General features: G+C 60.3%; 17 protein-coding genes. 9 read left to right on the forward strand and 8 right to left on the reverse strand.

Annotated elements, in window-relative coordinates:
* The first annotated feature begins 5 nt into the window (after positions 1-5).
* Complete coding sequence (locus ACZ1HH_RS03405) at positions 6-1,946, forward strand: AsmA family protein (RefSeq protein ID WP_472635870.1); 1,941 nt, start codon at positions 6-8, stop codon at positions 1,944-1,946.
* Between the two features lie 149 nt (positions 1,947-2,095).
* On the opposite strand, the gene ACZ1HH_RS03410 is transcribed toward ACZ1HH_RS03405, so the two are convergent.
* Genes ACZ1HH_RS03410 through ACZ1HH_RS03425 form a run of 4 tightly spaced genes read right to left on the reverse strand, consistent with a single transcriptional unit; the run spans position 2,096 to position 6,848 of the window.
* Complete coding sequence (locus ACZ1HH_RS03410; RefSeq protein WP_487320380.1) at positions 2,096-3,592, reverse strand: phosphomannomutase/phosphoglucomutase; 1,497 nt, start codon at positions 3,590-3,592, stop codon at positions 2,096-2,098.
* Between the two features lie 23 nt (positions 3,593-3,615).
* A complete protein-coding gene (gene kdsA / locus ACZ1HH_RS03415; RefSeq protein WP_487320381.1) occupies positions 3,616-4,449 on the reverse strand; it encodes a 3-deoxy-8-phosphooctulonate synthase in 834 nt (277 codons plus the stop codon).
* Between the two features lie 4 nt (positions 4,450-4,453).
* Positions 4,454-6,211 (reverse strand): KpsE/RkpR family capsule polysaccharide export protein, encoded by a 1,758-nt coding sequence (locus ACZ1HH_RS03420; protein ID WP_472635871.1) that lies wholly within the window; start codon positions 6,209-6,211, stop codon positions 4,454-4,456.
* Positions 6,189-6,848 carry an ABC transporter ATP-binding protein gene (locus ACZ1HH_RS03425; RefSeq protein WP_011538000.1) on the reverse strand — a complete coding sequence of 220 codons (660 nt, stop codon included), beginning with the start codon at positions 6,846-6,848 and terminating at the stop codon, positions 6,189-6,191. The genes ACZ1HH_RS03420 and ACZ1HH_RS03425 overlap by 23 nt, the downstream gene beginning before the upstream one ends.
* Positions 6,849-7,182: 334 nt before the next feature.
* On the opposite strand from ACZ1HH_RS03425, the gene ACZ1HH_RS03430 reads away from it, so the two are divergent.
* Together ACZ1HH_RS03430 and ACZ1HH_RS03435 are read left to right on the forward strand one after the other, a co-directional pair.
* Positions 7,183-7,785, forward strand: a complete 603-nt coding sequence (locus tag ACZ1HH_RS03430) for a uracil-DNA glycosylase family protein (protein ID WP_472635872.1) — start codon at positions 7,183-7,185, stop codon at positions 7,783-7,785.
* Complete coding sequence (locus ACZ1HH_RS03435) at positions 7,778-8,569, forward strand: SseB family protein (RefSeq protein WP_472635873.1); 792 nt, start codon at positions 7,778-7,780, stop codon at positions 8,567-8,569. Before ACZ1HH_RS03430 ends, ACZ1HH_RS03435 begins: the two co-directional genes overlap by 8 nt.
* Positions 8,570-8,714: 145 nt before the next feature.
* Here ACZ1HH_RS03435 and yghU read toward each other — a convergent pair whose 3' ends face one another.
* Positions 8,715-9,587 carry a glutathione-dependent disulfide-bond oxidoreductase gene (gene yghU, locus ACZ1HH_RS03440; protein ID WP_416368050.1) on the reverse strand — a complete coding sequence of 291 codons (873 nt, stop codon included), beginning with the start codon at positions 9,585-9,587 and terminating at the stop codon, positions 8,715-8,717.
* Between the two features lie 259 nt (positions 9,588-9,846).
* Here yghU and ACZ1HH_RS03445 point away from each other — a divergent pair, with 259 nt between their 5' ends.
* The 3 genes from ACZ1HH_RS03445 to ACZ1HH_RS03455 all read left to right on the forward strand — a co-directional run bounded on the left by ACZ1HH_RS03445 (position 9,847) and on the right by ACZ1HH_RS03455 (position 11,726).
* A complete protein-coding gene (locus tag ACZ1HH_RS03445) occupies positions 9,847-10,635 on the forward strand; it encodes an NYN domain-containing protein (protein WP_472635874.1) in 789 nt (262 codons plus the stop codon).
* Entirely contained in the window at positions 10,635-11,045 is a 411-nt protein-coding gene (locus tag ACZ1HH_RS03450; protein ID WP_011538005.1) for a DUF4260 domain-containing protein, read from the forward strand. Before ACZ1HH_RS03445 ends, ACZ1HH_RS03450 begins: the two co-directional genes overlap by 1 nt.
* Before the next feature lie 162 nt (positions 11,046-11,207).
* Positions 11,208-11,726: a YHS domain-containing (seleno)protein gene (locus ACZ1HH_RS03455; RefSeq protein ID WP_044027027.1), complete on the forward strand. Its 519-nt coding sequence runs from the start codon at positions 11,208-11,210 to the stop codon at positions 11,724-11,726.
* 168 nt (positions 11,727-11,894) lie between these two features.
* On the opposite strand, the gene ACZ1HH_RS03460 is transcribed toward ACZ1HH_RS03455, so the two are convergent.
* On the reverse strand, positions 11,895-12,485 hold the full coding sequence (locus ACZ1HH_RS03460; protein ID WP_011538007.1) for a GcrA family cell cycle regulator: 591 nt from the start codon (positions 12,483-12,485) through the stop codon (positions 11,895-11,897).
* 189 nt (positions 12,486-12,674) lie between these two features.
* On the opposite strand from ACZ1HH_RS03460, the gene ACZ1HH_RS03465 reads away from it, so the two are divergent.
* Entirely contained in the window at positions 12,675-13,499 is an 825-nt protein-coding gene (locus tag ACZ1HH_RS03465) for an ABC transporter permease (RefSeq protein ID WP_011538008.1), read from the forward strand.
* Here the strand turns inward: ACZ1HH_RS03465 and ACZ1HH_RS03470 are convergent.
* Positions 13,496-14,422 carry a DMT family transporter gene (locus tag ACZ1HH_RS03470; protein ID WP_416368054.1) on the reverse strand — a complete coding sequence of 309 codons (927 nt, stop codon included), beginning with the start codon at positions 14,420-14,422 and terminating at the stop codon, positions 13,496-13,498. The genes ACZ1HH_RS03465 and ACZ1HH_RS03470 overlap by 4 nt on opposite strands.
* Before the next feature lie 373 nt (positions 14,423-14,795).
* Here ACZ1HH_RS03470 and ACZ1HH_RS03475 point away from each other — a divergent pair, with 373 nt between their 5' ends.
* Entirely contained in the window at positions 14,796-15,971 is a 1,176-nt protein-coding gene (locus ACZ1HH_RS03475) for an aspartate aminotransferase family protein (protein ID WP_472635876.1), read from the forward strand.
* Positions 15,972-16,046: 75 nt separating this feature from the next.
* On the forward strand, positions 16,047-16,973 hold the full coding sequence (gene argF, locus ACZ1HH_RS03480) for an ornithine carbamoyltransferase (protein ID WP_011538011.1): 927 nt from the start codon (positions 16,047-16,049) through the stop codon (positions 16,971-16,973).
* Positions 16,974-17,165: 192 nt separating this feature from the next.
* Here argF and ACZ1HH_RS03485 read toward each other — a convergent pair whose 3' ends face one another.
* On the reverse strand, positions 17,166-18,656 hold the full coding sequence (locus ACZ1HH_RS03485) for an inorganic phosphate transporter (protein ID WP_011538012.1): 1,491 nt from the start codon (positions 18,654-18,656) through the stop codon (positions 17,166-17,168).
* Between the last annotated feature and the right edge of the window lie 20 nt (positions 18,657-18,676).

The raw sequence follows: 18,676 nt of genomic DNA on the forward strand, positions 1-18,676 counted from the left end.
GAGCTATGCGCCTGATCCTCCGTATTCTTTCCGCCATCGTGATCACCATTGCCGTTGGCGTCGCGATTTTGACCTTTCTGCCCGGCCAAAAGATCGCTGAATTGGCCGCGCAGCAAATCGAGAAGCAGACCGGGCGTCAGGTGGTGTTTGGCGGTGACGTGCGATTCTCCTTCTGGCCGACGCTGGGTATTCAGGCCGATGACGTCGCCCTTGCCAACGCGGATTGGGCGGGGCCAGAGCCGCTTTTGACGGCGGGGCGGCTCACGATTGGCGTGGATGCCGCGGATTTGATCCGCGGCGACATCCGGATCACGGAGCTGACGGCGATTGTGCCCCATCTCAATCTTGAGACCCGCGAAGATGGCATTGGCAACTGGGTCTTTGATGCGCCCGCCTCGGGCGAAACGTCCGCCCAGGTTGAGACCGACCCAGAGGGTGAAGGGACGTCCGTCGCGATCGAGGCCATCACGCTGCGTGGGGCGTCGCTGCGCTTTGCGGCCCATGGGCAGGATGTTGTCGAAACCAACCAAGTGGACCTGCAACTCGCGTGGCCCGATCCCAACGGCACGGCAAACGTTGATCTGACCCTGCGCCCTGCCGGAAAGCCGCTCCGGATTGCAGGGGAGATTGGCAGTTTCAGGCGGTTCCTGCTTGGTGAGGTCGCGTCCCTCGGGGTGACGGTCACGGCCGAGGCAAGCAAGCTGCGCTTTGATGGGCAGGCGGATCTGAGCGGGGCGTTTGATGGGCGCATCACCGGGGCAAGCGACGACACCAGTGCGCTCTTGGTGGCCTTGGGGCAGGCGGCGGTTGATCTCCCCAACGGTCTTGGGCGCGCAATGACTTTTGCTGCTGACACGACCTATACACCGGACGGGCGGGTGTCGCTGCGCGATCTGAGCCTTGCCCTGGATCACAACGCGCTGCGCGGGGATGCGGATCTGAACCTTGCGGCGTCTCCGCTCAAGGTGACGGCCGCCTTGGAGGGAGATATGCTGGACCTCAGCGCGCTCGGAGCGCCGACGACAGGCGCCGGGGGCAACACCGCGGAGCCTGCGACGCAAGGATGGTCGACCACGCCGATCGATGCGTCCATGCTTGCGCTTATCGAGGGGCAGATCTCGCTGGATGTGAAGGGGCTTCAGACGTCCTCGGTGATATTTGGTCCCAGCCGGATGACTCTGAGCATCGTGCGGGCGCGGGCGGTTCTATCTTTCCTGCCGGTACAGGCTTTTGGCGGGACGCTTCAGGGGGAGTTGATTGCGAACAATCGAAATGGGCTCTCGGTGGCGGGCAACCTGCAGTTTGCCAATGTCGAGATGCGCGAGGCGCTGGGGCAATTGGCAGGGTATGACAAGCTCAACGGGGAGGCGCTCGGTAATCTGGAGTTCCTCGGCGTCGGCAATTCCATGGACCAGATCATGCGCTCGCTTGATGGCAAGGGGCGCGTTGAGCTGGGCAAAGGGTTTTTCACCGGGTTTGACTTGCAATCGGTCATGGATCCGAACGGCGGCAATGGTGGGACAACCATCTTTGAAGGTCTGACCGCAAGCTTTGACATGATTGATGGGACTTTGCGCAATGACGATCTGAATGCTGCGCTCAAGGTCCTGAAGGCCGCAGGCGCGGGGCGCATCGGGCTTGGATCGCAGGATCTGGACTATACGTTTACCCCCACGGCCTTTGCGAGCGAGACCTCTGCAGGCGTGTCGGTACCGGTGCGGATACAGGGATCGTGGTTCGACCCCGAGATCAAACCCGATCTGAGCAAGCTGGTGCAGCCAAAATTGGATGAGGCCGAAGAAAAGGCAAAACAGGCTGTGCGTGACAAGCTGAGCGAGGAGCTCGGGGTGCCGGTGGAAACCGAGGAGGACCTGAATGATGCGCTGAAGCGTCGGGTCGAAGAAGAGGCGCGCAAGCAACTGCTGAAGTTTCTCGGCAGCGATTGAGCTGGCGTCTTTGCTATCACACAGGGGCTATGCGGCTCGTGAGGGGAGATCGGGGCGCTGCCCCGGGACCCTATTTATTTGCAAAGAGATGAAGCATACATACACGGCCGCGCCCCTCGGATGAGGGCGCGGCCGTGTTTTTGCCTGGATCAGATGGTCTGATCGTAATCGCCAACAGCGGGTTCGGTGCGGATAACCGCATCGATGTCGGCAAAGATAGCGCGCATTTCGTCTTCGCTTTCAGAGCTTTCGCAGACCACCACGAGGTTGGGGGTGTTGGAGGACGCGCGCACCAGCCCCCAGGAGCCATTGTCGAGGATCACGCGGGCGCCATTCACGGTCACGACCTCTTTGATGGTGCGGCCTGCCATGAGCTCACCTGCGTCGTGTTTGGCGACAAGTTTGTCGACCAGCCGGGCGAGGATGTCGTATTTCTCGGTGTCTGCGGCATAGGGCGACATGGTGGGTGTTGCCCAGGTGCGCGGCAGCGCCTTGCGCAGGTCGGACATCTTCATGTCTGGGTTTCGGTCGAGCATCTTGCAGACCTCGACCGCGACGCGCATGCCACAGTCGTAGCCGCGTCCCACTGGTTCGGCGAGGAAATAATGGCCGGATTTCTCAAAACCAGCCAGGGCGCCAATTTCCTTGACCCGCCGCTTCATGTGGCTGTGACCGGTTTTCCAGTAGTCGGCTTTGACGCCGTTTTTCTGCAGTTCCGGGTCAGAGGCAAAGAGGCCCGTGGACTTGACATCCGCAACAAAGGTGGAGCCCGGATGCAGTTTGGAGAGGTCACGGGCCATGATCACGCCAACCTTGTCCGCAAAGATCTCTTCACCCTCGTCATCCACCACGCCGCAGCGGTCGCCGTCGCCGTCAAACCCAAGCGCGAGATCAGCGCCCGAGGCTTTGACGCTCGCGGACATATCGTGCAGCATTTCCAGCGCTTCGGGGTTGGGGTTGTAATGGGGGAACGTGTAATCAAGGGCGTTGTGGCTGGGCACAACCTCGACGCCGATGCGCTCAAAAATTTCGGGTGCGAAGGCCGAGGCGGTGCCATTGCCGGTTGCGCAGACCACCTTGAGCGGACGCGACATTTTGAAATCGCCCACAAGGTCGTCGATATAGGCTTCCTTGACGCCTTCGACAAATTCGTAAGAGCCCCCCTCGCGGCGTTCGCCTTCGCCGTTCAGCACGATGTCGCGCAGCTCATTCATTTCATCCGGGCCATGGGTGAGGGGGCGGTCAAAGCCCATCTTTACGCCGGTCCAGCCATTTGGGTTGTGCGAGGCGGTGACCATGGCGACGGCCGGGACGTCCAGATGGAACTGGGCAAAATAGGCCATGGGCGAAAGCGCAGGGCCGATGTCCTTCACTGTGATCCCGGCCTGCATCAGGCCAAGGATCAGCGCGTTTTTGATCGCCAGCGAGTAGTCGCGGTAATCATTGCCGACTGCGATGACAGGCGCGATGCCGCGGCGGATCATCTGCGTTCCAAGACCAAGACCGAGCGCGGTCATCCCCGGGAGGTTGATCTCTTCGGGGTATTTCCAGCGCGCGTCATATTCACGAAAGCCGGTGGGCTTGATCATGGCGTCGCGCAGGAAACTCCAGCTGTTGGGGGTCACCTCTGGCAGCGGCTTGGTCATGGGAGATCCTCGTTCTTTCAAAATCAGATGCGGATGGGGCTGGCTTTGGCAAGTGCGTCAAAGCCCATCAAAGTCTCAATCAATTGCGGCATATCTTTGAGGTAAATCATATTCGGCCCGTCCGAGGGCGCGTTGTCCGGATCTTCGTGTGTTTCGATGAAAACGGAAGCAATGCCCAAAGAAACGGCTGCGCGGGCCATCACCGGAGCGAACTCTCGCTGACCACCTGTCGAGCCCCCCTGACCGCCCGGCTGTTGAACCGAATGGGTGGCGTCCATGACCACCGGGTAGCCGGTTTGTGCCATGCGGGGCAGACCACGCATATCTGCGACCAAGGCGTTGTAGCCAAAGGAGGTGCCGCGTTCGGTCAGCAGGATCTTGTCGTTGCCGGTGCTTTCGACCTTGGCCACAACATTGTCCATGTCCCAGGGTGCGAGAAACTGGCCCTTTTTGATGTTCACGGCCTTGCCGGTGTTACCGGCGGCCAGCAACATGTCAGTCTGGCGGCACAAAAAGGCGGGGATCTGCAGGACATCAACCACGTCCCCCGCAACGATGCACTGCGCCTCGGTGTGAACATCAGTCAGTACCGGCACGCCAAAGGTGTCACGCACGCCCGCGAGCACTTCGAGGCCCTTGTCGATGCCAAGGCCGCGCTTGCCCGACAGTGAGGTGCGGTTGGCCTTGTCGTAGGAGGCCTTGAAGATGAATTGCGCGCCCGCAGCGTCGCAGGCTTCCTTGAGCTTGCCCGCGATCATTTGCGCGTGGTCGGCGCTTTCCAGCTGGCAGGGACCGGCAATGACCGTCAGCGGACAGTCATTGCCAATGGTGAGACCATTGATGTCGATTTTTTTCATGAGCTTACGAAGAGACCTGTTCCCGAAGAATGGATGCCGTGAGGGCACACATCAGGTAGATACCGGAAAAGATCAGGAAAGCCAAAATCGTATTTTCGAACTTGCGCGGCGAGGAGGGTGTGTCGGCGGGAACCGGCTCGACCGCAGTTGTCAGATAGCGCACCTGGCGGTTTGCCTCCATACGGGTTTGTTCGACCTGTTGCAGGGCGGATTGCAGCATCATGTCGCGCGTCGCGAGGTCCGCTTGTGCCATCTGGATCTTGACGCTCAGCGAGGCAAGCGAGTTCTCGCCCTGAGACGCATCGGTCATGCGTTCGTTGAGATTGGCAATCAGCGCCTCAAGGCGTTTGATGTCTGCGGCGGTGCCTTCGACCTTGGCGGCGTTGGGGCGCAGGTTGTCCTGCAACGCCGCGAGCTCCAGGCGCTTTTGCTGCAGTTGAAGCTCAAACGTGTTGATCTGGGAGCGCAGCGAGGCAATGACCCCTTCGGGATCGAGGACCGACCCTTGCTGCTGCAGGCGCACAAGTTCTGCCTGGGCGTCGCGGCGTTGCTGCTCTGCAAGGGCAAGCGCCTCCTCGGCGTCACCCACCTGATCGGCGCGCTTTTGCTCGGAAAGGTGGTTCACGTTTTCCTGTGCATAGGAAATCAGGCGGCGTGAAAACTCTGCCGCAACCGCTGGTTCTGCCGCAGAGACATCCATGCGAATGACGCCCTCGGTGGGATCATAGCCGATTTTTACATTGCGCTGATAGGTTTTGTAGGCGTCGTCATTGCTGGCGTCGGGTTCCAGTCGCTGAATTGGGTCGATCCAGTCCTGCGAGAAATGCGCGCGAAATCCGGCCTCTTCGTCGAGGCGGCGCATCGCGACTTTGGATTGCAGATAGGCTTGTACCGCAATGGAATCCTGGCTGGTGGCAAATTGCGTGCCGCTCAGAAGGCCGCCGAACCCCGAAGACCCGGTGCTGTCGGCTTTGAGAACAAGGAACTCCGAATGCGACGCATACATCGGTGTTGCGACCTTGTAATAATAATACCCTGCCAAAAGCGTAGGGATCAAAACAAAGGCCCCGAGCCGCGCCCCCAAGAGCGCCATTTTACGGCGGCGGCGTCGCGCGATGTCACGCTGGATGGAGCGAATTTCGCGGTTGCGTCGCTCGGTCGGGCTCAGATGATCGGCGGGCGGTGCGCTGGGTTTGCTTTTCTCTACCGTCTGCGGAAGCGTCTGTGGCTTGGGCGCGCCCTGTGGGGCTTGGGTCGCGGGCAGGCTTGCGCTTTGGCTTTGCGGCACCACCAGCTCTAGCATGTTGGCGCGTTTGAATGGATCAATGCCGCGCAGCCGCAGCAAACGCACAGCGTCGTAATCCGATGTCGCAGGCAGATCGTGCTTTTGTGCAACGCGACGGGCGAGGCGCAATTGACGCCCCGTGAGGCCCTCACGCTTGATGTCTTCAATATCGGTCGAGCCCACATCCTCGGATGCATCCTGCGGTGGCGTTGTGGCGCCGCTCTGGGATGGCGTCATCTGTGGCGAGGACGCGCGCGCTGGTGTGTCGGACGCGGCAGGCGCAAAATTGCCCGCGGAAGAAGCCTGTGCAGCCTGTTCCACCTGAGACTGCATCTCAAGCGGATGGTCGCGTCCGGTCTCCTGCGCGGGCGGCGGAGGCACCGGGCGAGCGCTCGCCGCCGCAGCGGCCTGCGGCTGTTCAGCCCCCGAACTCGGGCGGCGGATACGGAATTTTTTAGCCTTGGGTTTCGTAGTCATAGAGCTGTTTCGCTTCTTCCAAGGTTTCAAACATATGGAGTTGTCCATTCATCAACACAGCAGCGGTGTTGGCGAATTTCTCCAGCGTACGGGGCTGGTGGGATACAATAACGATTGTCGTTGTCTCGAGACGTTCTTGCAAGATGATGCCCGCCTTGCGGTTGAACTCCACATCGGTGGAACTGGGCATGCCTTCGTCAATCAAATAGATGTCGAAGTCCAGCGCCAGCATGAGCGCAAACGAAAACCGCGATTTCATGCCAGCAGAATAGGTGCCAAGCGGTTGGTCGAAATACTCGTTCAAGCCACAGAGCCAGCGACAGTAGCTTTCGACATAATCCGGGTCGAGACCATAGAGGCGTGCGATATAGCGGCAGTTTTCCATGGCCGAGAGACGGTTGATAACGCCGCCCATGAACCCGAGCGGAAAGGAAATCTTGCAGCCGCGATAGATCTCGCCCTCATCGGGCTTCTCAAGGCCGGCCATCATGTTGATCAGCGTCGTCTTGCCGGTCCCGTTTGGGGCCAGAATGCCAAGCGAGGTCCCAAGCTCCACCGTGAAGGAGACTTTGTCCAGGATAATCTTGCGCTGAGTCCCGGTCCAAAAGGATTTGCTGACATTCACGAATTCCAACATGGTCTGCTCAGTATATCGCCTCTTGACCTCGGGTGTTGGCGGCGTTGGTCACACTGTTGTGACCGGTCCCGCGCGGAATGTTATATGTTGACCTTCGCCCGGCGAAGGTGGGGTGTAAACGCAGAAAAACCAAACGATTTCCCGTCATTGGTGTCTCTGCAGATGCCTGTTGTGCCAGCCCTAGCACAAGTTAGTTAACGGACTACGCGTTGATTTAGGCGCAAATATGTCGAATTTGAGCGATGCAGGGATGCTGGCTGGAAACTGTTGTGGCAAATCGACAGTTTATGCGCGCAGGCAACGGCGTGCGAGAGCCTGCCAACAGGGGAGAGCGATGCAGAGCAATACGGATGGGCTCAAGAAAGAGATCTCTGCCTGCCGTCTGTGCGCGGCCCGGTTTGCCGCGACGCGGACCGCGCATGAGCCGCGTCCGGTGGTCTGGTTTGAGCCAAGCGCCCGGATATTGATCGCAGGGCAGGCGCCGGGGATGCGGGTTCACCAAAGTGGCCGCCCGTTCACGGATTCCTCGGGCGACCGGCTGCGAGAGTGGCTTGGCCTGAGCGAGGATTGCTTTTACGACACCAGCCGCGTGGCCATTGTGCCCATGGCCTTTTGTTTTCCCGGCTATGACGCCAAAACAGCCGATCTGCCGCCGCCCAGGATCTGTGGCGCGACTTGGCATGATCGGGTGATTTCGGCACTGGGGAAGCTGCGGCTGCGGATCCTCGTTGGAGGGCATGCGCACCGCTATCATCTCGGAACCCGCCTTGGGGTCACCGAACTTGTGAAGGGCTGGCGCAGCTTGCCGGAGGGGGTCTTTGCCTTGCCTCATCCCTCCTGGCGCAATACGGCTTGGTTGAAACGAAATCCCTGGTTCGAAGCGGAGCTTCTTCCGGTTCTGCGCGCAAGGGTGAAGGAGCAGATGCAACATGACTGAAATGACCCCGCTTGATCTGGCCCATGCGGCAATGGAAGCGGCGCCTGCCGATGCTGCTGCGCGGCTGCGGTTCTTTGAACGCCTTGCGGACAGCGAACTCTTCCTGCTGCTGGACAAAGAGCCGGAAGGCGATCGGATCAGCCCCGAGATCTTTGAAACAGGCGAGGGGCGTTTTGTTCTGGTGTTTGATCGCGAAGAGCGACTGGCGCAGTTTGCCGAGCGCATCGTGCCTTATGCAGCGCTCTCCGGGCGGGTGATTGCGTCGATGTTGGCGGGGCAGGGGATCGGACTTGGCGTCAATCTGGAAGTCGCGCCATCCTCCATCCTCATCCCGGACGCGGCGATGGGCTGGCTTGCGGAGACGCTCGCGCATGCGCCGGGCGAGGTGGAGGCTGCGATCTCGGAGGTGCACCCGCCCCGTGGGTTGCCGGAGACCCTTCTGGCGGCGCTCGACACAAAGCTTGCCACAGCGATGGGGCTGGCGCGCATGGCCTATCTTGCAGCCGTGACCTATGAGAGCGGCGGCAGCGGCCACCTTCTGGCCTTTATCGGAGCGGAACCCGGCGCGGAGCCTGCATTGGCCAAGGCCGCCGGAGAGGCACTGACGTTTTCCGGGATCGAAGCCGGGGCTCTGGACGTGGGCTTTTTTGCGGCAAGCGAGGAGATTTCCGCAAGGCTAGCGCGTGTCGGGCTGCGATTTGATCTTCCTGAGGTGGAAACCGGGCAGATCTATCAGCCGCAAAGACCCGGCAGTGATCCAGAAAAGCCTCCCCGTCTGAAGTGATCGCTCAACGCGCCCTGGAGGGATGCGGGCCGGCGCGCGGGGATCGCGCCCACTGCCAGTGTTCTGCCTGTCCGCAGGCCCCGAAAACGGAACTGGCCGCACGCCCGGTAGAGCATGCGACCAGATCGCGACTGCAAAGAGCGGGTTACTCTGCCGCTTCGAGCTTGTCTTGGGTCTTGGTTTCAAAGTCCTCGGCCGAGTGACGTTCTCGCAGCTGCGTCGACAACTCGCCAAAGGCACGGTTGACCATGCGGCCACGCTGGACGGCGGGGCGGGCATCAATCGCCTTGGCCCAACGCATCACATGTTCGTAGCTTTCGACGTCCAGGAATTCTGCCGCGTCATAAAGGCGGCCCAGTACCAGCTGGCCATACCATGGCCAGATCGCCATATCGGCGATGCTATAGTCTTCGCCCGCGATATAGGTTTTGGTCGCCAGCTCACGGTTCAGCACATCCAGCTGACGCTTGGACTCCATCGTAAAGCGGTTGATCGGGTACTCGAATTTTTCGGGCGCATAGGCGTAGAAATGACCAAAGCCACCGCCGAGATAAGGCGCAGAGCCCATCTGCCAGAAGAGCCAGTTCAGCACTTCGGTGCGGGCTGGGCCCTCCTTGGGCAGGAAGTGACCGAATTTCTCGGCCAGATGCATCAGGATCGATGCGCTCTCGAATACGCGAACGGGTGCATCGCCGGAACGGTCATGCAGCGCCGGGATCTTGGAGTTCGGGTTGATCTCCACAAAGCCGGAGCCAAACTGGTCGCCCTCGCCGATATTGATAAGCCAGGCATCATACTCGGCGTCTTTGACGCCCGCCGCCAGAAGCTCCTCGAGCATCACGGTGACCTTCACGCCATTCGGGGTCGCCAGTGAATAAAGCTGGAAGGGATGCTCCCCGACCGGAAGCTCCTTGTCGTGGGTCGCGCCCGCGATCGGACGGTTGATCGAAGCGAACTGGCCGCCGCTTTCCTGTTCCCAAGTCCAGACCTTGGGAGGGGTGTAAGTCGTATCGCTCATGGAGGGCCTCTTTGTTCCCGTGTCAGACAATTGTTGTCGAGCCGCCCTTGAGGCGACGTCGTTCCTCAGATGGGGACGATAATGAAAATTCCAATGACTGGAAGGTCTGTAGCTGTAAAAAATCGCACAGGCTCTGTGCACAGGGGAGATTGCATTTCACCCATCGCCTCTGTGCCAGCCGTGCGCGCTCAGCGCTTTTCATTTGTGCACATCCGCGTATGAAGGAGAGAGACTTCCTCACAAAAATACAGGACATCCAATGGCCAACACCGAAAAACCCCCGCTTCTGGCGGTCCTGATTGACGCGGACAACATATCGGCGAAATTCGCTGGGGCCATGTTTGAGGAGATAGCTTCACTCGGAGAGGCGAGCATCCGCCGCATCTATGGTGATTTCTCGGGCGGCGGACCGCAGGGCTGGAGCAAAGACAAGCTGGCGGCGTTTGCAATCGTGCCGCACCAGCAGTTTGCCAATACTACCGGGAAGAACGCCAGCGACATCGCTCTGGTCATCGACGCGATGGACATTCTGCACTCAGGCCGCTTTGATGGCTTTGTGCTGATCTCCTCGGATAGCGATTTCACCCGACTGGCGAGCCGCATTCGCGAACAAGGGTTGGACGTCTACGGTATGGGTATGCGCAAGACACCTGCAGCCTTCGTACGCGCCTGCAAGCGCTTCATCTATGTCGAGAACCTTTTGACCGAGGTCCCGAAAGACGCGCCCAAGCCGCAGAAATCAAAGCCAAAACCCTCGACGCAATCCTCGGGCGCCACTCTCGAACAGACTGCCGCGCCGCAAGACGACGAAGCCCCGGCGGAACTTGAAGATCCGCAAAAGCTGGTCCTGCGTGCGATGGATGCGATCAGCCAAGAGGACGAGTGGTTCTCTCTTGGGCAGATCGGTCAGTACATTACGGCGGCAAGTCCCGATTTTGACACCCGCAGTTATGGCAAGCGCAAACTGTCAGATCTGATCGCAACCATGAAAATATTGGAAACGCGCCGTGGAGAAGGCAATCAGATCCTCGTACGGAGGCTCGACTGATGTCTGTACCGCAGGCAGCGGACGCGCCTGCGCGCATCTGGCAACGAATCGAGGGTGGCCTGATCTGTGCTGCGGGGCTTTGGCTTTATGCGGGGGCGGAGGCGGTGCTGCCGATCTGGGGCGCGATGCTTCTGTTCTTTGCCCCTGACCTCAGCTGCGTGGGTTATCTGTTTGGCCGACGCGCCGGGGCGTTTTGTTACAATCTGGTCCATCTCTACGCTGCTGGGGTCGTAACATTGGCCTTGGCGCATCTGTGGCAGTCCCCTCTGTTGTGGGAGATCGCCGCGCTTTGGCTGGCGCATTGCGGATTTGATCGGCTGCTCGGCTATGGGTTGAAATCCACGCAAGGGTTTGAATTCACTCACCTTGGGCGCATCGGTCGGGCGCGTGAACCACGCTCCGATGCCTAAGGCGCCGGGGGCGAGCTCTCCTCACAGGGTCTCTTCTTGCAACACAGCCGCGTGAGAGTGGCTTCGCGCGCGTCAGAACTTGCGTATCGTTGTGGCACGGGCCGATTGATGCGGCTCGATTGGAGCGTGCAGCGCCCGTGGGCGCAAGAAGAGGACTTTGTGATGAAACGTTTTGCTTTGGCTGCGGTGGCGGCTCTGTCTTTTGGTCTGCCTGCCTTTGCGGGCGAGCAGTTTGTGGATGACACCGGATTTGCGGTTTCGGGCTATGATGTTGTGGCCTACCGCAGCCTTGAGCAAGCTCCGGTGGGGCAGGCCCAGCCTGCGGCGGTCCCGGGCAAAGCCGACATTACCGCCGACTACAACGGCGCCACATTTGCTTTTGCGACGGAGGAAAACCGCGCGACGTTTTTGGAGAATCCTGCCTATTACGCACCGGCTTATGATGGTCACTGCGCCTATGGGGTTTCAAAGGGGGGCAAGGTGCCCGGTAACCCAAACCTGTGGCGCATCGTGGATGACAAACTCTATCTCAATATCACCAAGAATGTCGTGAGCTTCTGGGAAGAAGACATTCCCGGAAACATCACGCTGGCCGAAGGCAACTGGCCCGCGATCGACCCCAACCCTGCCTCTGGCAACCCGATCCCGAATTTCACCTCGAGCGCGCCAGTTCAGGACTGACGCCTGCTTCCAGCGGATACCGAGACTCAGAAAGCCCCGCAGCGATGCGGGGCTTTTTGTCGAGCAGGCGCATGAAGAAACGAAACCCCGGCGTGCCAGTGGCAGCCGGGGTTGAAATCTGTGTCGGCGCTGATTCAGCCATGATGGGCTGATGAGCGCAACGGCTGGTTAGCGTTTGCGGTCGCGGCGCGAGCTCATCGGCTGGAAGGCAACGCCCACATGAGCCTCGCAATAGGGTTTGCCCTGTTGCACGGGCAGGCCGCAGAACCAGAAATCTTCGGTTGCGGGATCGCCCACGGGCCATTTGCAGGTTCGCTCGGTCAGTTCCATCAAGGAGAGCTTCTTGGCTTTCTTCTCGATCTCATTGACCTTGGCCAGTGCCTCTGCCGGGATTTCATTGGCAGAAGGCTGCGGAGGCAGGGGCTGACCGGCGGGAATGATCTGCTTGCGCGCCGGGGTCGAGGGCTTCGGCTCTGCAGCGGGGGCCTCGGCCACAGGCTCCGGCGTCACCGGGCGCGCCGGTTCTGTCTTTGGCTGAGCCTTGGGCTTTGCGGCCGCCTTGGGCGCGGGCTTTTCTTTTGGCTCGGCTGCAGCCTTGCTGCCGCCGCCGGTGGTGCGGTTGGACAGACCGAGGCGGTGTACCTTGCCGATCACCGCATTCCGGGTCACGCCACCAAGTTCTTTAGCGATCTGACTGGCCGACTGGCCTTCGCCCCACATTTTCTTGAGCAGTTCGACGCGCTCGTCAGTCCAGGACATAAGGTGCCTTTCAAAGCTAATAGCGGCCTCAAGAAACCTGTGGCCGCCATCGAATTCCAGAGTTCCGCCCTACAATAGTCACTGACGGGCGAGATACAAGTCATGAACCGACGTCTCGGCCGACAGAAGCGCGGCTTGCATCCGCGTGATGAGACTTTATGCAAGGGGCAGCACGAAGATGAGGGTGGCATGTCAGACAACAACGCACAGTCGAGCTTTCGGATCGAAGTGGGAGAACGCCGCTTTGGCAGAGTGAATTGGCTGGGTCTTCAGACGCTTGCCGGGCGCGAGATCAAACGCTTTATGGTGGTCTATACCCAGACCTTGCTGGCGCCGATGGTGACGGCGGCGCTGTTCCTGTTGATCTTCTCGATCGCAATTGGCCCACGACGCGGCGATGTCATGGGCGTGCCTTTCATTTCCTTTATCGCACCGGGCATCATGATGATGACCGTGATCCAGAACGCCTTTGCCAACACGTCCTCGTCGCTGGTGATCTCCAAAGTGCAGGGCAACATCGTCGACACGCTGATGCCACCGCTTTCCGGTTTCGAGATCCTCCTCGGGTATCTTGCGGGGGCGATCACACGCGGGCTGTTCGTCTCTGTCGGGATTGGTCTCGGGCTGGCTCTGGTGCTGGGCATGGTGCCGGCGCATCCGCTCGTGGCGCTGGGCTTTGTGGTTCTGGGAGCAGCGTTTCTCGGGGGGCTTGGCATCGTCGCTGGCGTATTTGCCGACAAATTCGACCAGATGGCGGCCATCACCAATTTTGTGGTGACGCCGTTGGCGTTTCTATCCGGCACGTTCTACTCAGTCGAAGCCCTACCACCGGTGCTCTACGCGATCTCCCATGTGAACCCGGTTTTCTACCTGATCGACGGGGTGCGATATGGCATGATCGGCGTCTCCGACAGCGACCCGGCCTTTGGCGCGCTAGTCTGCCTTGGGGCGACGGCTGTCATATTGCTGCTGGCCTGGCAGATGCTTCGGACAGGCTACCGGCTGAAGAACTAGAGCACGGTGTCGCTGCGGGGCAGGGGCTCTGTCACCAGGGGACGCTTGCCGTTGACGCTCTCGCGCCAGGCAAGCAACCCCGCTCCAGAGAGGATGATGCCAGCCCCCAAGACCGTGACCCAGTCAGGCAAAACTCCAAAGATCAGCGCATCATAGAGTGCGGCAAACACCAATGTGGCATAGGCGAAGGGAGCCACAAACGAGGCGTCCGCCCGCGCCATCGCATTGACAAAACACGCCTGCGCGCAGGCCATCAACGCCCCAAGCGCCACAAGGGCCGCCCATTGAGCGGGCGTTGGCATCTGCCAAACGGCCAATGCTGCCGTTGAGGCAATGACCATACCGATCAGGTTATTCACCCACAGGATCTGCAATGGTGGCTCGCGCCTTGCGAGGGTCTTGATAAAAATCAGCTCTGCGCCCATCGCGAGCGCCGCCCCAAATGCAAGCAGCGCCGCCGGCTGGAAACTCGCAGGTGTAGGACGCAAAAGAACCATAGCCCCCAGAAGCGCGATCGCAGCCGCCAGCCAACGCCAGGGCCCGACCTTTTCACCTAGGAAAGGGATTGCGAGGATCATGCCGATCACCGGGTTGAGAAAAGAGATCGCCGTTGCGTCTGCCAGAGGAATAAAGGCCACAGAGGCGAACATCAGCGTGACGCCGCCCCATCCAAAAGACGACCGCCCGATATGCAGTCCCCAATGCGGCGTGTGGATCTTCTGGCGCAGAGCCACCACGGCGGCGGAGATCCCGATAAAGGCAAACACAAACCGTCCCTGACTGATCTGCAAGGCGTGCAAAGGGGGGCCAAGCACCTCTGTGCCAAGTGATTTTGCCAGCAACGTGGTGCCGGCGATGAACACGGTGGCCAGCAGGATCAGCGCCGCGGCAAGGGGTGGGTTCTGTGGGGTCTCGTGGGTCATGGCGTCATCGGTGCGCTCTGGCTCGCCCAAAGGCAAGCGCAAAAGCCGCGGCCGCAACGTGCCCATTGGCTATGAATGGGTGCGCTTCTGCCGTTTTGTTGCAACTTGGGTGCCAAAGGGGGTTTTCAGTCGCGCTGCCTTCCGTTATGGAGCCGAACTATGATCAAACACGCAGTCCTCCTGTCGACCCGACGTCGACGCCAATGTGCCTGATACGCTGCCCTCGCAGCGCCTTTGATCCCATGCGCCGCCTTGATCTTTGCAAATGGCGCTCCCTTCAAAACCTACCGGACCTCTTATTGACCGTCGCCCCGTAGTGGGGCACTGATTTGGTCCTGATCCCCGTTCGAACTCTCCATAAAGGATGTTTCAGATGATCCCCTCCGTTCTCCCAACCTATAACCGGGCGCCCTTGAACTTCGTCAAAGGCGAAGGGTCTTGGCTGATTGAGGCGGATGGACGACGTTTTCTGGATCTGGGCTCTGGCATCGCGGTGAACGCGCTGGGCCATGCGCATCCTGCACTGGTGGAGGCGCTGACCACGCAGGCGCAGAACCTTTGGCATGTCTCCAACCTCTATGAAATCCCGCAGCAGCAGGCTCTGGCCGACAAGCTGGTGGCGGAGAGTTTTGCGGATACGGTGTTCTTCACCAACTCCGGCACCGAATCCTGCGAGCTGGCCGTCAAGATGGCGCGCAAGTACCACTATGAAAAAGGCCACCCGGAAAAAGTCGAGATCATTACCTTCGAGGGTTCTTTTCATGGCCGCTCCTCGGCGGGGATCGCCGCCGCGGGATCTGAGAAAATGACCAAGGGGTTTGGTCCCCTGTTGCCGGGATTCGTACATCTCCCCTGGGGCGATGCGCAGGCGGTTGCGGCCGCCATCGACGACAAGACCGCAGCCATTCTGGTTGAGCCGGTGCAGGGCGAGGGCGGCATTCGCCCGATGCCCGATCAGGACCTCAAGGATCTCAGGGCGCTTTGTGACGAGCACGGTCTCCTTCTCATTCTCGATGAGGTGCAATGCGGCGTGGGACGCACCGGTAAACTCTTTGCCCATGAATGGGCCGGTATCGCGCCCGACATCATGATGGTCGCCAAAGGCATCGGAGGTGGCTTTCCTCTCGGCGCCGTCCTCGCGTCCGAAGAGGCCGCCTCGGGTATGACCGCCGGCACCCATGGCTCCACCTATGGAGGCAACCCTTTGGGCTGTGCTGTGGGTTGCGCGGTGATGGATCACGTTGCCGCACCGGATTTTCTGTCTGAGGTCAATCGCAAGGCGGGCCTCCTGCGCCAGAAACTCGAAGGTCTCGTGGCCTCTCACCCGGATGTTTTCGAGGAGGTGCGCGGCTCGGGCCTGATGCTTGGCCTCAAATGTAGGGCTGTCAACGCAGAGGTTGTCAAAGCAGGCTACGATGCCGAAGTCATTACCGTGCCCGCCGCCGACAATGTGATCCGCCTCTTGCCCGCACTGACCATCACCGACGCCGACATCGAAGAAGCCATCACCCGTCTTGATGCCGCGGCCACTGCGGTCGAAGCCGCCTGAACTTCATCTTTTTACAAATAGCTCGGGGGTGCGGGTCTGGCCCCCGCATGTCCCTCTCCAGAAAGCGACGACAACATGAACCATTTCCTCGATATCCATAAAACCGCACCCGAAGATCTGCGCCAGATCATTGATCAGGCCGGGCAAATGAAAACCGCACGTCTTGGCCGCCCCAAAGGCACGCCAGATGACGAGCAGCCGCTTGCAGGGCATATGGTTGCGCTGATCTTTGAAAAGCCCTCGACCCGGACGCGGGTGTCTTTTGATGTCGGGGTGCGTCAGATGGGCGGCGAAACCATGGTGCTCTCCGGCAAGGACATGCAGCTTGGTCACGGCGAGACCATCGCTGACACCGCGCGGGTGCTGTCGCGCTATGTGGACATGATCATGATCCGGACTTTCGACGAAACCGTGCTTACCGAGATGGCAGAATATGCCGATGTGCCGGTGATCAACGGTCTTACCGACCGCACCCACCCCTGTCAGATCATGGCCGATATCCTCACCTATGAAGAACACCGCGGCCCCATCAAGGGCAAGAAGGTGGTCTGGACCGGGGACGGAAACAATGTTTGCGCGTCTTTTCTCCACGCGGCGGGTCAGTTCGGCTTCGATCTTACCTTTACTGGTCCGGCGCAGCTTGACCCGGAAGATGAATTCATCGGGTTTGCGCGCAACGCGGGCTCCAAGATCACGATCGAGCGGGATGCGGCGAAAGCCGTTGAGGGCGCGGATCTGGTGGTGGCCGACACTTGGGTGTCGATGCATGACAGCCAATCCTCGAAGGAGCGGCGCCACAACATGCTGCGTCCCTATCAGGTCAACGATGCGTTGATGGCGCATGCCAAGCCGGACGCGCTCTTTATGCATTGCCTGCCAGCGCACCGCGAGGAAGAGGTGACCTCGGCAGTGATGGATGGCCCCCAGTCGGTGATTTTTGACGAAGCCGAAAATCGCCTGCACGCGCAAAAGGCGGTCATGCGCTGGTGTCTAGGCGTCTGACGCTACCCCCCGGGTGCACTCCCGCCCGTCGGATGCAGTATTGAAATACTACCCCTCCCGTTGGGGATTGCGCCGGGCCTTTGGCCCGGCGCTTGGCGTTTCAACAGGCTGCTTCAGCGCTGACATGACAAACAGAAGAGCATGAGCATCGGGGATGCCGTAGAGGACGGATGCCCCGCTTGCACTCTCTCGTTAGCCAGAAAACAGATGCAAGATCCCGTAGATGCCCGCTGACAGCAAACCAGAAAGCGGCACGGTAATGAGCCAGGCTGCCAAGATTGTTAGAACATGGCTGCGGCGCACCAGTCGACGGCGGCTGCGATCTTCGTGAGGCAGGCCGGGTCGGGTCTCCTTCTGGCCTGCGCGGCGCGCCTGTGCTGCGGCGTGCTCGCGGTAGAATCCAACCCCAAAGACGGCGCCGACGGCCACATGGGTCGACGATACCGGCAGACCCAACCAACTGGCCATGATGACCGTGAGGGCGGCAGACGTGGACACGCAATAGGCCCTGATCGGGTTCAGCTTGGTGATCTGGTTGCCCACCATGTTCACCAATCTGGGACCAAACAGAACCACACCCATTGCCATGCCAAACGCTCCGATGATCAGAACCCAGACAGGCACATCAAGAGTTGTGAACGCATTGATTTCGGCTGGGTGTGAGCCGGTGTTTTCCAGATCCATTGCCTGCACGATGCTGGCAAGCGGGCCGATGGCATTTGCCACATCATTGGCCCCATGCGCAAAGGACATCAGGATCGCGGCGATCACAAGGGGCAGGCGGAACAGGGCCTTTATCGCGCCCTTTTGGTTCTCAAGCTCTGCGGCGCGGCGCAGAATGAGCGGCCGAGCAATCACAAAGGACAACAGCCCGAGGCAACCGCCCGCCAGCAGGGCTTGGGCAGAGGTTGCGGCGGCAACGGTTTCAGGCAGCTTGAGCACGAAGAACGTCCCAAATGCGCCCCCCATACCGGCCAGCAGGATCGGCACCCACCGGCGCGCGGCTTCGAGCTTTTCATCCTGCTCGGTGATCACCTGTCGGATCAGGGCGAGGAGCGCCATCGCAAGCACGGCCCCGATCAGCGGAGAAAGCATCCAGCTTGTGGCGATGCTGCCAAAGGTCAGCCAATCCACCGCGCCAAAACCGGCCGCCGCTGTTGTCGCACCTAGAATGGCACCAATGATGCTCTGTGTTGTGGAAACCGGCGCCCCCATCCATGTGGCCAGATTGACCCAGAGAGCGGATGCAATCATGGCCGACATCATCGCCTGAATGAGCATATGCGGCGCGCTCATGGCGTCCGGCTCGATCAGGCGGGTAGAGACGGTTGCCACCACCTCGCTGCCTCCCAGAAGCGCGCCTGTAACCTCGGCCAAGGCGGCAGCAATCAAGGCTGCGGTCATCGGTAGCGCCTTAGCGCCGACAGCGGGACCCATGTTGTTGGCCACATCATTGGCCCCGATGTTGAGTGCGAGATACGCGCCGAACATGGCTGCGACCATTGCCATCATCGTGGTTTGGGATGTCCCCAGTACAAAGGCCGCTTCAACACCAGCCAAAGCCATGAAGGTCAGCGCCAGGCCAAACCCGAGGAGCGGGCGCACCACATAGCCTGTGGTCCGCTCCGTCTGGTTAAGGCGCACTAGGTCCTTGTCCAGTGATCTCCAGTCCGGCTGTGTCATCGCGCGCCCCCGTCAATCAC

The sequence above is a fragment of the Epibacterium sp. HA2-3 genome (genome assembly GCF_055693725.2).

Excerpts from the sequence above, each read along its gene's own strand:
- ACZ1HH_RS03485 (WP_011538012.1), bottom strand. The coding sequence starts at position 18,656 with ATGACACAGCCGGACTGGAGATCACTGGACAAGGACCTAGTGCGCCTT.
- ACZ1HH_RS03445 (WP_472635874.1), top strand. The coding sequence starts at position 9,847 with ATGGCCAACACCGAAAAACCCCCGCTTCTGGCGGTCCTGATTGACGCG.
- ACZ1HH_RS03405 (WP_472635870.1), top strand. The coding sequence starts at position 6 with ATGCGCCTGATCCTCCGTATTCTTTCCGCCATCGTGATCACCATTGCC.
- ACZ1HH_RS03420 (WP_472635871.1), bottom strand. The coding sequence starts at position 6,211 with ATGACTACGAAACCCAAGGCTAAAAAATTCCGTATCCGCCGCCCGAGT.
- argF (WP_011538011.1), top strand. The coding sequence starts at position 16,047 with ATGAACCATTTCCTCGATATCCATAAAACCGCACCCGAAGATCTGCGC.
- ACZ1HH_RS03425 (WP_011538000.1), bottom strand. The coding sequence starts at position 6,848 with ATGTTGGAATTCGTGAATGTCAGCAAATCCTTTTGGACCGGGACTCAG.
- ACZ1HH_RS03410 (WP_487320380.1), bottom strand. The coding sequence starts at position 3,592 with ATGACCAAGCCGCTGCCAGAGGTGACCCCCAACAGCTGGAGTTTCCTG.
- kdsA (WP_487320381.1), bottom strand. The coding sequence starts at position 4,449 with ATGAAAAAAATCGACATCAATGGTCTCACCATTGGCAATGACTGTCCG.
- ACZ1HH_RS03430 (WP_472635872.1), top strand. The coding sequence starts at position 7,183 with ATGCAGAGCAATACGGATGGGCTCAAGAAAGAGATCTCTGCCTGCCGT.
- ACZ1HH_RS03460 (WP_011538007.1), bottom strand. The coding sequence starts at position 12,485 with ATGTCCTGGACTGACGAGCGCGTCGAACTGCTCAAGAAAATGTGGGGC.
- ACZ1HH_RS03465 (WP_011538008.1), top strand. The coding sequence starts at position 12,675 with ATGTCAGACAACAACGCACAGTCGAGCTTTCGGATCGAAGTGGGAGAA.
- ACZ1HH_RS03455 (WP_044027027.1), top strand. The coding sequence starts at position 11,208 with ATGAAACGTTTTGCTTTGGCTGCGGTGGCGGCTCTGTCTTTTGGTCTG.
- ACZ1HH_RS03435 (WP_472635873.1), top strand. The coding sequence starts at position 7,778 with ATGACTGAAATGACCCCGCTTGATCTGGCCCATGCGGCAATGGAAGCG.
- ACZ1HH_RS03470 (WP_416368054.1), bottom strand. The coding sequence starts at position 14,422 with ATGACCCACGAGACCCCACAGAACCCACCCCTTGCCGCGGCGCTGATC.
- yghU (WP_416368050.1), bottom strand. The coding sequence starts at position 9,587 with ATGAGCGATACGACTTACACCCCTCCCAAGGTCTGGACTTGGGAACAG.
- ACZ1HH_RS03475 (WP_472635876.1), top strand. The coding sequence starts at position 14,796 with ATGATCCCCTCCGTTCTCCCAACCTATAACCGGGCGCCCTTGAACTTC.
- ACZ1HH_RS03450 (WP_011538005.1), top strand. The coding sequence starts at position 10,635 with ATGTCTGTACCGCAGGCAGCGGACGCGCCTGCGCGCATCTGGCAACGA.